This window comes from Mycolicibacterium wolinskyi str. Jessa 2025 (assembly GCF_049241375.1).
Lineage (GTDB): Bacteria > Actinomycetota > Actinomycetes > Mycobacteriales > Mycobacteriaceae > Mycobacterium > Mycobacterium wolinskyi.
In genome coordinates, this window is record NZ_CP185960.1 from 4,107,575 (window position 1) to 4,121,856 (window position 14,282).

The 14,282-nt window shown below is 66.8% G+C and carries 15 protein-coding genes; 10 read left to right on the plus strand and 5 right to left on the minus strand.

Annotated features, from left to right (window positions below; genetic code table 11):
• Positions 1-1,185 (plus strand): thiolase family protein, encoded by a 1,185-nt coding sequence (locus ACOI2T_RS20180; protein WP_409505690.1) that lies wholly within the window; start codon positions 1-3, stop codon positions 1,183-1,185.
• Positions 1,186-1,253: 68 nt separating this feature from the next.
• Here ACOI2T_RS20180 and ACOI2T_RS20185 read toward each other — a convergent pair whose 3' ends face one another.
• From ACOI2T_RS20185 to aspS, 3 genes are read right to left on the minus strand one after another with little or no spacing between them, the layout of a single operon-like run.
• A complete protein-coding gene (locus tag ACOI2T_RS20185) occupies positions 1,254-1,679 on the minus strand; it encodes a nitroreductase family deazaflavin-dependent oxidoreductase (protein ID WP_409505702.1) in 426 nt (141 codons plus the stop codon).
• A gap of 52 nt (positions 1,680-1,731) precedes the next feature.
• Entirely contained in the window at positions 1,732-2,178 is a 447-nt protein-coding gene (locus ACOI2T_RS20190; RefSeq protein ID WP_409505689.1) for a nitroreductase family deazaflavin-dependent oxidoreductase, read from the minus strand.
• Positions 2,175-3,950, minus strand: a complete 1,776-nt coding sequence (gene aspS, locus ACOI2T_RS20195; protein WP_409505688.1) for an aspartate--tRNA ligase — start codon at positions 3,948-3,950, stop codon at positions 2,175-2,177. Before aspS ends, ACOI2T_RS20190 begins: the two co-directional genes overlap by 4 nt.
• Before the next feature lie 220 nt (positions 3,951-4,170).
• Here aspS and ACOI2T_RS20200 point away from each other — a divergent pair, with 220 nt between their 5' ends.
• On the plus strand, positions 4,171-4,785 hold the full coding sequence (locus tag ACOI2T_RS20200) for a nucleotidyltransferase domain-containing protein (RefSeq protein ID WP_409505687.1): 615 nt from the start codon (positions 4,171-4,173) through the stop codon (positions 4,783-4,785).
• Positions 4,786-4,955: 170 nt separating this feature from the next.
• Here ACOI2T_RS20200 and ACOI2T_RS20205 read toward each other — a convergent pair whose 3' ends face one another.
• Positions 4,956-5,105, minus strand: a complete 150-nt coding sequence (locus ACOI2T_RS20205; RefSeq protein ID WP_409505686.1) for a hypothetical protein — start codon at positions 5,103-5,105, stop codon at positions 4,956-4,958.
• Between the two features lie 122 nt (positions 5,106-5,227).
• Between ACOI2T_RS20205 and ACOI2T_RS20210 the strand changes: the two genes are divergently transcribed.
• The gene (locus ACOI2T_RS20210; RefSeq protein WP_409505685.1) at positions 5,228-6,115 is read left to right on the plus strand and encodes an oxidoreductase; all 888 of its coding nucleotides are present in this window, start codon (positions 5,228-5,230) and stop codon (positions 6,113-6,115) included.
• Between the two features lie 38 nt (positions 6,116-6,153).
• Entirely contained in the window at positions 6,154-6,666 is a 513-nt protein-coding gene (locus ACOI2T_RS20215; RefSeq protein ID WP_067845048.1) for an SRPBCC family protein, read from the plus strand.
• On the opposite strand, the gene ACOI2T_RS20220 is transcribed toward ACOI2T_RS20215, so the two are convergent.
• Positions 6,660-8,138, minus strand: coding sequence for a carboxylesterase/lipase family protein (locus tag ACOI2T_RS20220; RefSeq protein WP_067845046.1), 1,479 nt, complete (start codon positions 8,136-8,138; stop codon positions 6,660-6,662). The genes ACOI2T_RS20215 and ACOI2T_RS20220 overlap by 7 nt on opposite strands.
• Before the next feature lie 74 nt (positions 8,139-8,212).
• Between ACOI2T_RS20220 and ypfJ the strand changes: the two genes are divergently transcribed.
• The 6 genes from ypfJ to ACOI2T_RS20250 are packed head-to-tail and all read left to right on the plus strand — an operon-like array spanning position 8,213 to position 14,269.
• A complete protein-coding gene (gene ypfJ, locus ACOI2T_RS20225) occupies positions 8,213-9,103 on the plus strand; it encodes a KPN_02809 family neutral zinc metallopeptidase (RefSeq protein ID WP_409505684.1) in 891 nt (296 codons plus the stop codon).
• Complete coding sequence (locus ACOI2T_RS20230) at positions 9,090-10,730, plus strand: DUF885 domain-containing protein (protein ID WP_409505683.1); 1,641 nt, start codon at positions 9,090-9,092, stop codon at positions 10,728-10,730. Before ypfJ ends, ACOI2T_RS20230 begins: the two co-directional genes overlap by 14 nt.
• On the plus strand, positions 10,727-11,263 hold the full coding sequence (locus ACOI2T_RS20235) for a DinB family protein (protein ID WP_409505682.1): 537 nt from the start codon (positions 10,727-10,729) through the stop codon (positions 11,261-11,263). The genes ACOI2T_RS20230 and ACOI2T_RS20235 overlap by 4 nt, the downstream gene beginning before the upstream one ends.
• Before the next feature lie 32 nt (positions 11,264-11,295).
• Positions 11,296-11,883, plus strand: coding sequence for a TetR/AcrR family transcriptional regulator (locus tag ACOI2T_RS20240; RefSeq protein WP_409505681.1), 588 nt, complete (start codon positions 11,296-11,298; stop codon positions 11,881-11,883).
• The gene (locus ACOI2T_RS20245) at positions 11,880-13,445 is read left to right on the plus strand and encodes a flavin-containing monooxygenase (RefSeq protein WP_409505680.1); all 1,566 of its coding nucleotides are present in this window, start codon (positions 11,880-11,882) and stop codon (positions 13,443-13,445) included. The genes ACOI2T_RS20240 and ACOI2T_RS20245 overlap by 4 nt, the downstream gene beginning before the upstream one ends.
• Positions 13,442-14,269, plus strand: a complete 828-nt coding sequence (locus ACOI2T_RS20250; protein ID WP_409505679.1) for a mycofactocin-coupled SDR family oxidoreductase — start codon at positions 13,442-13,444, stop codon at positions 14,267-14,269. The genes ACOI2T_RS20245 and ACOI2T_RS20250 overlap by 4 nt, the downstream gene beginning before the upstream one ends.
• Positions 14,270-14,282: the final 13 nt, after the last annotated feature.

The following is a 14,282-nucleotide window of genomic DNA, read 5'->3' on the forward strand; positions in this document are numbered from 1 at the left end:
ATGACCGGATACGCAGGCCGGGACGCAGTCATCGTTGGCGCGGTCCGCACGCCCATCGGCAAAGGCAAGGCGAACGGCGCACTGCACGGCGTGCTGCCGGCCGACCTCCTGGCGCACAGCCTGCGGGAGCTGATCGCGCGCACCGGCGTCGATCCCGTCCACGTCGACGACGTCATCGCAGGCGCCGTGACCCAGGTGGGCGACCAGGCCGTCAACATCGCGCGTAACGCCCTGCTCGGTGCGGGCTTTCCCGAGACGGTCCCGGGTACGACCGTGGACCGTCAGTGCGGCAGCAGCCAGCAGGCGATCAGCTTCGCCGCACAGGGCGTGCTGGCGGGCGCCTACGACATCGTGATCGCGGCGGGCGTGGAATCCATGTCCCGCGTACCGATGGGCACGTCGGTGTTGCCCGGCAGCGATCCGTTCGGCCTCGACATGGCCGCACGTTATCCGGACGGCCTTGTCCCGCAAGGGATCAGCGCCGAGCTGATCGCCGCCAAGTGGAAGCTGTCGCGCACCCAGCTCGACGAGTTCTCGGCGGCCAGCCACGAAAAGGCCGCGCGCGCGACCAAGGACGGGCTGTTCGAGGCCGAGCTCGCGCCGATCGCCGGCCTGACCACCGACGAGATCATCCGGCCGGGCACGTCGGTCGAGACCCTCGCCGGGTTGAAACCGGCGTTCTACACCGAGGCCTACGCCGCCCGCTTCCCGCAGATCAATTGGGAGATCACCCCGGGCAACTCGTCACCGTTGTCCGACGGCAGCGCGGCGGTGATGATCACCAGCGGCGAGACCGCCAAACGCCTCGGGCTGCGGCCGCTCGCGCGGATACACACCACGACGGTGGTGGGCTCGGACCCGCTCTACATGCTGACCGGTGTCATCCCGGCCACCGAAAAGGTCCTTGCCCGTGCCGGTTTGACGTTGTCCGACATCGACCTGTTCGAGGTCAACGAGGCGTTCGCGCCCGTGGTTCTGGCGTGGGCGGCCAACACCGGAGCCGATCTCGCCAAGACCAACGTCAACGGCGGCGCGATCGCTATCGGGCACCCGTTGGGCGCCAGTGGCGCACGCATCATGACCACGTTGGTCAACGCGCTTGAACAGCGCGGCGCCCGCTACGGCCTGCAGACGATGTGTGAAGGCGGCGGCATGGCCAACGCCACGATCATCGAACGGCTGTAACCACCCCTCGAACGTTGGCTTGTGTGCGACATTCCCGCGAAATCTCGCACACAAGCCAACACTCGGCGCTAAGCCCGTATCAGCTCGAACAGCGGGATGACGCGGTCGGTCTTGGCCTGGTACTCCCCGAACGCGGGAGCCGCGGCGACGACCTTGTCGTACAGCGCATCCCGCTCATCGCGGGACAGCTCGTGAGCGGTGGCGTCGTAGGCATCGGTGCCGATCTCGACGTGGACATCCGGATTGGCCCGCAGGTTGTGCACCCAGGCCGGGTCTTTCGGCGCCCCACCGTACGACCCCACGATCAGCAGGCGGCCGTCGACGGTGAACGACGCCAGCGGACTCACTCGTCGCTGCCCGGACTTGGCGCCGGTGTTGTGCAGCAACAGGATGTCGACCCCCTCGAACGGGCCGCCTACCTTGCCGCCGTTGGCCCGGAACTCCTCGACGACATTGCGGTTCACGTCGTCGAGCGCCGCCCGGTTGTTCAGCAGTTCGTTTGAGTTGAATTCAGTCACACACCGACAAGCAGTGCGGCGTCGTCCGCTATTCCCGGATCAGCTCGAACAGCGGGATGGGCCGCGTGGTGTTCTTCTGGTAGTCGGCGAACACCGGAGCGAGTTCGACGATCTTCGGATAGGTGGCATCGCGCTCATCCGGCGGCAGTTCGCGAGCGGTGACGGCGTAGGACTCCGTGCCGACCTCGATGCGCGCCTTCGGGTCGGCCCGCAGATTGTGCACCCACGCCGGGTTTTTCGGCGCACCGGCATAGGACCCGACGATCAGCATCTTGCCGTCGACGGTCAGGTAGGCCAACGGTGACAGCCTCGGCTCACCCGACTTGGCGCCGGTGGTGTGCAGCAGAAGCAGGTCTGTGACCCCGAAACCCGCGACCTTGCCGCCATTGGCGCGGAACTGCTCGACGATGCCGCGGTTGAGCTCGTCGAGTGCGGCCCGGTCCGTGTAGAACTTCTCCCTGTCGTACTCCGTCACGCCTTGTCCAGCTTCTCGGGCTTGGCATCTATTCCCGATTCCTTACGCTGCTGCACAGTGATCGGCGCGGGCGCGTCGGTCAGCGGATCGACGCCACCGCCGGACTTCGGGAAGGCGATGACCTCACGGATCGAGTCCATGCCGGCGAGCAGCGCGGTGATGCGGTCCCAGCCGAACGCGATACCCCCGTGCGGCGGTGCGCCGAATGCGAAGGCGTCCAACAGGAATCCGAACTGCTTCTGGGCTTCGTCGTGGTCGATACCCATCATCGCGAACACCCGCTCCTGGACGTCGCGGCGGTGGATACGGATCGACCCGCCGCCGATCTCGTTGCCGTTGCACACGATGTCGTAGGCGTCGGCCAGCGCGGTACCTGGATCGGTGTCGAATGTCGCCACCGATTCGGGCTTGGGTGAGGTGAACGCGTGGTGCACGGCCGTCCAGGCACCCGACCCCACGGCGATGTCGCCGGACGCGGTCGCCTCGTCGGTGGCCTCGAACAACGGCCAGTCCACCACCCAGGTGAAGGCCCACGCATTCGGATCGATCAGGTCGAGGCGCTTGGCGATCTCGATGCGCGTTGCGCCCAGCAGTGCCCGCGCGGGCTTGACCGGGCCTGCCGAGAAGAAGATGCAGTCACCGGGGTTCGCGCCGACATGGGCGGCCAGACCGTCCCGCTCGGCATCGGTGAGGTTCTTGGCCACCGGGCCGCCGAGCGTGCCGTCCTCGCCCACCAACACGTAGGCCAGCCCCTTGTGGCCGCGCTGCTTGGCGAATTCCTGCCAGCCGTCGAGCGTGCGCCGCGGCTGCGAGGCGCCGCCCGCCATGACGACCGCACCCACGTACGGCGCTTGGAACACCCGGAAGGTGGTGTCCTTGAAGTACTCGGTGCACTCGACCAGTTCGACACCGAACCGCAGGTCGGGCTTGTCGGAGCCGAACCGCCGCATGGCCTCGGCATAGCTGATCCGCGGCAGCGGGAGCGGCAGGTCGTAACCGATCAGCGCCCAGAGTGCCTTGAGTACCTGCTCGGACACCGCGATGACATCGTCGGCATCGACGAAGCTCATCTCCATGTCGAGCTGGGTGAACTCGGGCTGGCGGTCGGCGCGGAAATCCTCGTCGCGGTAACAACGCGCGATCTGGTAATAGCGCTCCATGCCCGCCACCATGAGCAGCTGCTTGAAGAGCTGCGGGCTCTGCGGCAGCGCATAGAACGAGCCGGGCTGCAACCGGGCCGGCACCAGGAAGTCGCGGGCGCCCTCCGGGGTCGAGCGGGTCAGCGTCGGCGTCTCGATCTCGACGAAGTCGTGTTCGGCCAGCACTGCGCGGGCGGCGGCATTCACCTTGGACCGCAAGCGGATTGCGTTGCCCGGCCCCTCGCGGCGCAGGTCGAGATAGCGGTACTTCAGCCGCGCTTCCTCGCCCGCGCTCTCGTCGAGCTGGAACGGCAGCGGCGCACTCTCCCCCAACACCGTCAGCGATGTCGCGTTCACCTCGATCTGCCCGGTGGCGATCTCGGGGTTCTCGTTGCCCTCCGGCCGGACCTCGACAATGCCCTCGACGGCGACGCAGAACTCGGCGCGCAGCCGGTGCGCGGCTTCGAGCACAGCGCCTTCCCGGAACACCACCTGCGACACGCCCGAAGCGTCGCGCAGGTCGATGAAGATCACGCCGCCATGGTCACGGCGACGCGCCACCCAGCCCGCCAACGTCACCTTCTGACCCGCATCCGTGGGCCGCAATGAACCAGCGGCGTGACTGCGCAGCACGAAAACTCCTTGTGAATGAACTTGAGGGATAACTGCCACAGTGTAAGAGGTGCCTCGACCGGCGAAAGGCCGACCGCAGTGGTGGAGGACTTTTGTCGTGCGGCGACGACATTGTGGCGAATCTAGCGTTGCGCACTATTATGAACACATACGCAGAAACATGGACACATGTGCACAATAGTGGAGAGGCACCGTGGACCTAAGCCATCCAATACGCGCCGTGGTATCAACACTCGATGGGCCCGTCCTCGAGGTTTTGAGTCGAACCACGCGTTCGCTGACCGGCCGCGAAGTACATCGATTGACCGGCACAGGCTCACCGAATGGCGTGCGACTGGCACTTGCGCGTCTGACCGAGCAGGGCGTCGTCCACGCCGAACAACGCTCGAACGCCGTGTTCTACAGCGCGAATCGCGAACATCTGACGTGGCCAGCCGTGCAATGCCTAACTGCCCTGCGCAGCACATTGATTCGGAGCCTCGGTGACGAACTGACGAGCTGGCAGTGTCCGCCGGCTCACGCCTCTCTGTTCGGATCCGCCGCTCGGGGCGACGGGGATGCGACTTCGGACATCGACATCCTACTGATCCGTCCCGACGACGTGCCCAATGAAGATCCGCTGTGGGACAAGCAAGTTGACGACCTACGCGAGCGGGTCTGGAAGTGGACGGGAAACCGTTGCCATGCCTTCGAACTCGACCGGCACCGATTGGCAGAGCACGTGGTCGCGAAGGATCCACTTGTGGACGCATTGCTCCGTGACGCAATCGATTTGGCAGGGAGGGATCTGGGCACCATTCTCAAAGACCTAGCTGACGTTGACACGAACCGATGAGTCCACGACCAAAAGGCCGCGTCGAACAATGCGGTCGGCAGGAGGCCCGTGCGAGGCTCGGTCAGGCAAAGGCGTTCATCGAGGTCGCGGAACTCGTTGGAGACGAAAGCGATTCCCTGGCGACACCCGGAGTCGCCGCTGCGCTAGCGGTCCTTGCTGGAATAGCGGCCTCAGACGCGCCGTGCTGCGCGGTCCTTGGGCAGCGCTCCCGCGGACAGGACCACAGACAGGCAGTGGACTTGCTCCGACAGATAACTTCCGACGGACACATCCTGGCCGGCGACCTTGAGCGATTGCTCGCGATCAAGGATGACGCTCATTACGGACTGCTGGAAATCAGCGCTCAGCGCACCAAGTCTGCGTTACGGCAGGCACGTCGTCTCGTTGACGCCGCATCAGAACAGGTCCGCTGAACACCTCGCGGGCCACTATTTTGGCGATAGTGAACTCCCCAATCGCAGTCATCGGCCCCGGCGCCATCGGATCCACTGTCGCGGCGTTCCTCCATGCCGCGGACCGACCGGTACTGCTGTGCGGTCGGACCCCGCGCGACCGTGTCGAGGTGCGACCCGACGGCCGCGATCCGATCGTCATACCCGGCCCGGTCCACACCGACCCGGCCGACGTCGCCGGTCCGGTCGATGTGGTGTTCCTGGCGGTCAAGGACACCCAGAACGAACAGGCGGGTGCCTGGCTGGCGCGGCTGTGCGGCGAGCACACCGTGGTGTGCGCGCTGCAGAACGGCGTCGAGCAGGTGGAGCGGGTGGGCCGGTTCTGTCCCGGATCGCAGGTCGTCCCGGCCGCGGTATGGGTTTCGTCGGAGACTCAGCCCGAGGGCTGGATATGGGTGCGCACCGCGACGCGCCTCGTGCTGCCCGACACCGCCTCGGCCGCTGTCATCGCCCAGACGTTGCGCGGTACCGACATCACGGTCGAGCTCGACGGCGACTTCAGCACGGCCGCCTGGCACAAGCTCCTGGTCAACGCCGTCGTCGGGTTCATGGTGCTGACGGGACGGCGCGCGGGCATGTTCCGCCGCGACGATGTGGCCGCGTTGGCGCGTCGCTATCTGGACGAGTGCCTGGCGGTGGCGCGGGCGGACGGCGCCGCGCTCGGCGACGGCGTGCCCGACGAGATCCTCACGATGCTGAGCTCCGGGCCCGCCGATGTCACGACGTCGATGCTGACCGACCGCGAGGCGGGCCGGCCGTTGGAGTGGGACATCCGCAACGGCGTCATCGCCCGTAAGGCGGCGGTCTACGGCCTGCCGACGCCGGTCAGTGACGTGGTGGTGACGCTGCTGGCCGCGGCCAGTGACGGGCCGGGATAGGCCCCGCCACTAGACACCCTGCCCTAAGGTGTCTAGTCATGGCACGGACCTACCAGTGTGAACGCGTCGAACTCGACTTCATCGACCGAGCGCCGTTCCGCTTCGTCAGCACCGTAGAGCTCGCGATCACCCCCGAGGAGTTGTTCGAGGTGCTCGCCGACGAGACCTCGTGGCCGCACTGGGCGACCGTCATCACCAACGTGGAGTGGACGAGCCCCGAACCCCGCGGAATCGGTACCACCCGCACCGTCACGATGCGCGGCAACATCGTCGGCGACGAGGAGTTCCTGGCGTGGGAACCGTTCTCTCACATGGCATTCCGATTCAACACCAGCACGTCCAACGCGATCTCGGCTTTCGCGGAGGACTACCGCGTCGTCCCGACGGCCCAAGGTTGCCACCTCACGTGGGTCATGGCGATGAAACCGAGCGGGCTCGCCGGGCGCCTGGGCATGACGCTGGGCAAACCGATCATGGCGTGGCTGTTCCAGCGCTTTCTGCACAACCTGCGCCGCTACACCGACAAGCGGTACGCGACGCGCCCTCAGTAGATGCCCTCCCACGCCGCGCGGCGGACGGCATCGGGGTCCTCGACGGTCTCGTCGCGGGTCGATCGAATCACCCGGGTGCGGCGCCGGTCGGAGTCGTAGCGCGGCCACTCCGGGCCGAGATCGTCGGTCGCGAAATCGAGCCACGTGCGCTGCATGCGCCTGCCGACCGAAGGCTGGACGCGCCTGCCGAGCGGATGGATCTTGCGGCCCAGGTACGACGAATAGCTGTGCTGGATATGGACGATCTCACTGCCATGGGTGGCGCCGAGACCCAACGCGCGCAACGTCCAGGTGGTGTGGTCGAAACGGTACACGTTCGTCGGCGCCAGCGCGCTGTAGGCGTCGGCGAAGGCCCACGTCGGCGCCCCGAACATGACGTCGGAGCCAAACGCGACCCGCGCGGCACGCCGAGGATAGGTCGGGTATGCGGACAGGATGCGGTCTCGGTCGTGCGGCGCCGTGCGCTGGAAGTACCCGTCGACGAGTTCCGGCGTGGTCGGCAACATCGGCGGCTTGCCCCACGCGAACATCGACGCTTCATGGCTGTTGGTGCCGATGATCAGCGGGACGCGTGCCACCTTGCCTGCCCGCGCCGCTTCGATCGGATGTAGTGGCAACAGGTCGACGCCGTGCGTGAGCCCGTACGCGAGAGTGGGCGTCTGCTGTGCGCTCTCGAGCTGCAATTGGCCGGCCGCGCGACGCAGTTGCCGCTGCGGCAGCACCTTGAGCTGTTCGGCCCCGACACCCAGCAGATGCATGAACCGGCGCGATTGCCGGGCACGGATCTCCCGGTCGGCGATCAGCGGCAGGGCCGGGCTCTGCGCGATGGCCCTGGCGAACAGGCCGTCGGCGGCCGGGCTCGCCAACAGCGCCAACACCGACGTCGCGCCTGCGGATTCGCCGAACACCGTCACGCGCTCCGGATCGCCCCCGAACGCCGCGATGTTGTCTCGCACCCACTGCAGGGCCGCGATCTGATCGCGCAGGCACAGATTGTCGTCGAATCCCTCGCCCAGGTCACCGAGTTCGAATCCGCCGAACACGCCCAGCCGATATGTGACGTTGACGACCACCACATTGCCGTTGGCCGCCAGCCGCGAGCCGTTGTACAGCTGCAGCTGGCCCGCTCCGTAGACGAACGCGCCACCCGGGATCCACACCATCACCGGAAGCGAGCCGCCCGTATCGGGAGACCACACCGTGACGGTGAGGCAGGCTTCGTCTCGGATCTTGGGATCGTCGCGGCCGCCGCCGACGAACGAGCGGCCCTGCGGCGGCAAAGGGCCGTGGTCGACGGCTTCTCGCACGTCCGACCACGGTGTCAACGGCTGTGGCGCGACAAAGCGCAGCCGGCCGAGCGGTTGCTGGGCGTAGTCGACACCTCGCCATACGCTGACACCGCCCTCGAGGGTGCCGCGCAGTCGCCCGAGCGAGGTGTGGGCGATGGTCGAATGTTCCGCTACGACGGACACGTCTGAATCCTAATGTGGCAAGCTAAACCGAGCTGTCGAGTACGACCTGGGCGCGAATGCGATGGAGCGATGCGATGACCTTCAACGAGGGTATGCAGATCGACACGAGCACCACTTCGAGCAGTGGTGGCGGCCGCGGTCCGGGCCGGGGTATCGCGATCGGCGGCGGTATCGGCGGTCTGTTGATCGTGGTGCTCGCCATGTTTCTCGGCATCGATCCCGGCACGGTCATGCCGCAGCAGCAGCAAATGAGCACCGAGGGCGCTGAGGCCCAGGGCTTCGATCTGAGCCAGTGCAAGACCGGCGCCGATGCCAACAACATCGTGCAGTGCCGCGTGGTGGCCACCGGAAACTCGGTCGACGGGGTCTGGTCGCAGCTGCTGAAGGGCTACGAACGTCCGCATGTGCGGTTGTTCACCGGCCAGGTCAACACCGGCTGCGGGCCGGCCACCAGCGACGTGGGGCCGTTCTACTGCCCGGTCGACCAGACCGCGTACTTCGACACCGACTTCTTCCAGACGCTCGTCGACCAGTTCGGTTCCAGCGGTGGGCCACTCGCGCAGGAGTACGTCGTCGCCCACGAGTTCGGCCACCACGTGCAGAATCTGCTAGGCGTGCTCGGCCGTGCCCAGCAGGATCCGCAGGGCCCCACCGGGGGTGGTGTGCGCACCGAACTGCAAGCCGACTGCTACGCCGGGGTGTGGGCGCACTACGCCTCGATCACCCGGCAGGAGAGCACCGGCGTGCCGTTCCTGGAACCACTGAGCGACAAGGACATCGCCGACGCCCTGTCGGCCGCGTCATCGGTCGGCGACGACCGCATCCAGCAGGCGGCGACCGGGCGGGTGAATCCGGAAGCCTGGACCCACGGGTCATCCGCACAGCGGCAGAAGTGGTTCACCGAGGGATACCGGACCGGCGACCCGAACAAGTGCGACACCTTCGCGACGAATGACCTTGGGTAGGGCCCAGACCGAGGTCGACGCGGTAGCCGAGCGCTACCTCGAGACCTACGCGCAGCTGGATCCCTGCGCGGCAACCGAACTGGGGATCACCGGATTCGACGACGAGGTCACCGACTATTCGCCTGAGGGCGTAGCCGCGAGAGCCGATGCCGCCCGCGCCACACTGCGCGAGCTGGACACCGTGCGCCCGGCCGACGATGTCGACGTGGTGACCGTGGCCGCACTGCGCGAACGCCTTGGCGTGACCGTCGAATTGCACGACGCCGGTCTGGATGTCGGTGAGCTGAACGTCATCGCATCACCGCTCCAGACCATGCGCGACGTATTCGACTTGATGGCCACGGATACCGACGACGACTGGGCCGTCATCGGACGACGGCTCGCCAAGGTGCCCGACCGCGTCGACGGCTATGCGCGTGCGCTGCGTGCCACGGTCGGCAACGGACACCCGCCAGCGATCCGGCAGGTCACCCGCGGCATCGCCCAAACGCAGCAGATCGCCCAGTTGTTCGCCGACATGGTGGCCGAGTCGCCTACCGGCGATGCCGCCCTGCACAGCGAACTGCGCAGGCACACCACGGCCGCCGCCGCTGCCTACCAGCGGCTGGGTGACGTGCTGCGCGACGACATCGCCCCGCACGCCCGCGAGGTCGACGCCTGCGGACGCGACGCCTACCAATTGTTGTCACGGTCGTTCCTGGGCACGAGCGTCGACCTCGACGAGGCCTACGAGTGGGGTCTGGGGCTTCTCGATGCGGTTGTCGCAGAGCAGGAAACGATCGCCCAGCAGCTGTACCCCGGCGCCACGGTCGCCGAGACGCTGCGCCGGCTCGACGAGGAACCGCGCTACATCGTCAAGGGCACCGACGCGCTGCAGGCGTGGATGCAGGACCTGTCGGACCGAGCGGTGGAGTCGCTGTCCGGTACGCACTTCGACATCGTCGGACCGCTACGCAGGCTGGAGTGCCGGATCGCGCCCACCCAGACCGGCGGCATCTACTACACCGGGCCGTCCGAGGACTGGAGCAGACCGGGCCGGATGTGGTGGTCGGTGCCACCCGGCGTCGACGAGTTCCACACCTGGCAGGAAACCACCACGGTGTTCCATGAAGGCGTGCCGGGCCACCACCTGCAGATCGGCCGGGCCGTGGCGCTGTCGGATCAGCTCAACCGGTGGCGTCGGCTGGCCTGCTGGGTGTCGGGTCACGGCGAAGGCTGGGCGTTGTACGCCGAACGCCTCATGGCCGAGCTCGGCTGGCTCGACGATGCCGGAAACCGGATGGGAATGCTTGACGCACAACGGTTCCGAGCCGCGCGCGTGGTCATCGACATCGGCGTGCACTGCGGTCTGACCGCACCGGACGGAGAGGTCTGGGACGCCGAACGCGCATGGAACTTCCTGACGTCGCACTCGGCCATGACCGAGGAGCATCTGCGGTTCGAACTCGACCGCTACCTCGGCTGGCCGGGGCAGGCTCCCTCGTACGCGATCGGCCAGCGAATCTGGCACCAGCTGCGCGAGGAGAGTCTCCAGCGGGGTGCGACCTTGCGGGAGTTCCACAGCACCGCACTCGATCTGGGCGGCCTGCCGCTGGATGTGTTGCGGTCGGCATTGGCTGACTCATGAACTCCCCCATCGAACCCGACACCAAAGATTGGACATGGGTGATGTCGCGGCCCTGCCCAGAATGCGGTTTCGACGCGACGGCGGTGCATCACACCGAGGTGGCCGCCCGGATCCGTGACGACGCCGCCGCCTGGGTGCCGCGGCTCAACCAACCCGGCGTCGCCATCCGGACCAGGCCGGGCATGTGGTCGACACTCGAATACGGCTGCCACATTCGCGATGTGCATCGCATATTCGACCACCGGGTCCGGCTGATGCTCACCGAGCACGATCCACAGTTCCCGAACTGGGACCAGGACGCCACTGCGATCGCCGACGACTACGGGTCGCAGGACCCCGCCACCGTGGCGACCGAACTGTTCGAGTCGGCCAACGCCGTGGCCGCCACCTACGAGCAGGTGCCCGACGACGCGTGGTCGCGTCGCGGGCTGCGCAGCAACGGCAGTGAGTTCACCGTGGCCTCTATCGCGATCTATCACCTCCACGACATCGTCCACCACGCGCACGACGTCACAGCACCAGCCGACCATTGACCACTTTGAACACATGTCGTTAATGTGTTCAAATGCGCGAGCCGGTGGGCAAGCTGTCCCCAGCGCTGCTGGCCGCCACCGTTCAGACGTTACGACAGTCGGGGCCAAGGCAATTCAGTCTCACCGCGGTCGCTGACGCCGCCGGCGTGTCCCGCGGCACGGTGCACAATGCGTTGGGTAACCGCGAGCGGGCGATCGAGATCGCGCTCGAGCATCTGACCTCGGGATTCCTCGAGGCGCTCGCGGTCGAGGTGCAGCGCGCGGACAGCCTTGCCGGTCAGGTCGCCGCGGCGGCCGTTTTGATCTGTGCCCATCGCCAACAGTCGGACTCCGTGCCGCCGCGCGGCATCAACGAGAGCATCCTGGTACTTCTGCTACGCAACACCGGTGACGACCTGATGCGGCGGTCGATCGACTTCTGGAAGCCACTTGTGCGGGCCGCGCAGGCGCGTGGCGAAGTCGATGCCCGTCTGACGCCGGCCCGGGCGGCCGAATGGATCGTGCGATTGCTGTTCAGCTTCGAACTGTTACCGCCCATGGGGGTGAATCTCGACAGCGCACGCGCGGTCAGACGTTTCGTGTCCGACCACATCATCGACGGACTGGGAGGCCGACCGTGACCGAACCCGACTACGAGGTGGCCATCATCGGTGCCGGCCCCGGCGGGATCGCTGCCGCACATCTGTTGCGGCAGAAGGGTATCGACGACTTCGTCATCGTCGAGCGCGGTGCCGACTTCGGAGGCACCTGGCGGGACAATCACTACCCTGGCCTGGCGGTCGACATCCCGACGCTGTGGTACCAGTTGTCGTTCGCGCCGAACCCGCACTGGACCAGGCTGTTCGCCCCGGGCCCCGAGATCTACCGCTACCTGCGCGACACCGCGACCGCGCTCGGGCTGTACGACCATCTCGTCGCCGACGCCGACGTGACCCGACAGGTGTGGGACGACGAGCATGCACTGTGGCGACTACAGATCCGCGGCCGTTCGCCGATCACCGCGCGATTCCTGATCAGCTCGGTGGGCGGATACGTGAACGCCAAGGCCGACATCGACATCGAAGGTGTCGACGACTTCGCCGGAACCGTTCTGCGGCCGAACGCCTGGGACGACGCCTATGACACCCGGGGCAAACGAATCGCGGTGATCGGGACCGGATCGTCGGGTGTCCAGATCGCCGCCGCATTGTCGGCGCAGGCCGCCAATCTCGATGTCTACCAGCGCACGCCGGCCTGGGTGCTGCCGAAGATCGACTTCGACATCCCCCCGTTGATGCGAAAGGCTTTGAGACTGCCCGGCGTGCTGCGGGCAGTCGACGCCGCAGGCCGGCTTGCGATGGACACATTCCTGGTGGCGCCGATCGTGCATGTCTTCTCCCGCATGCCGGAGAACGTGTTGAAGCGGATCATGCCGCTCTACGACGGCTGGTGCCGATTGCTGTACCGGCTGCTCTTGCGCAGCGTCGTCCATGATCGATCGACTCGACGTAAGCTCGTACCGCACTACGGCATCCTGGCGAAACGTCCGGTGATCTCCAGTTCGTTCCTGCCGGCACTGAACAATCCGAACACCCATCTGATCACCGCCCCCATCGAGCGCATCACCTCGACCGGCGTCCTGACCGCCGATGGCGAGGAACGACCTGCCGATCTCTTGGTGCTGGCAACCGGATACGAGCTCTGGACCGACCCCGAGACGTACCGAGTTGGGACGATCCTGGGCCCCAACGGATTCGACCTCGCCCGGTACTACCAGGCACACGGGCTCCGCAGTTACGCAGGCACCGCTCATCCCCGGCTGCCCAACCGGTGGGAGATCGTCGGTCCGCTCGGATTCGTCGGATTCGCCTGGCCCGACTACGTCGAGACCATGGCCGCGCACGCGGTACGGATCATCGACGAGGCCCGCCACCGCGGCGCCGGCGTGGTCGAGGTCAGCCAGGATGCGTTCAACGCCTGGAACCAGCGGATGCATCGAGACGGACGGGTCGCCCATCTCTACTACACTGCCACGTCCGGGCTGAACACCTATTTCGTCAACTCACAGCACGACACGACGTACTACCGGCCCCAGACCATCACCGGCTCACGGCGATTCGCGCGCCACTCCCCGTTGTCGGACTATCGGTTCTCCCGAACTTGCCGCCCATCCGTATCAGCGCGCGAGGAGCAGCACGCATGAGCACACCCGATACCCCACTGGCAGCCCGGGTCGCCTATGTGACGGGCGCGGCCCGCGGGCAAGGCCGGTCGCACTGCGTGCGGCTGGCGCGGGCCGACGCCGACATCGTGGCGATCGACGCGTGCGCCCCCGTAGCCGAGCACAACGGATATCCCTCCGCCACCCCGGACGACCTGGCCGAGACGGTCAGACTCGTCGAGAACGAGGGCCGCAAGATTCTCGCCGCCGAGGTCGACGTGCGCGACGCCGCCGGGCAGCGCCGCGTGGTCGCCGACGCCATCGAGCAGTTCGGCCGGCTCGACATCGTCGTCGCCAACGCGGGTGTGCTCAATTGGGGTCGACTGTGGGAGATCTCTGCCCAGCAGTGGCAGGACATCCTCGACGTCAACCTCACCGGAGTGTTCAACACCGTGCAGGCCGTGGTGCCGCCGATGATCGCCGCCGGCAACGGCGGGTCGATCATCACCATCAGTTCGGCGGCCGGCATCAAGGCCGTCCCGGGCTGTGGGCACTATTGCGCGAGCAAGTTCGGCGTTGTCGGACTGACGAATTCGCTTGCAGTCGAACTGGGCGAGTTCGGGATCCGGGTGAACTCCGTGCACCCGTACGGGACCGACACCCCGATGGGCAACGACGTGTCGATGTACCAGGTCTTCGCCGACCATCCCAACTACATCCACAGCTTCTCCCCCGGCGCGCTGCCGACCGACTCGCTGGCTCCGCCGGACACGATCTCCGACATCGTGGTGTGGCTTGCCGGCGATGCGTCGTCGTTGGTCACCGCCGCCCAGATCCCGGCCGACAAGGGCTACCTGAAGATCTGAACCACGCCGAGCA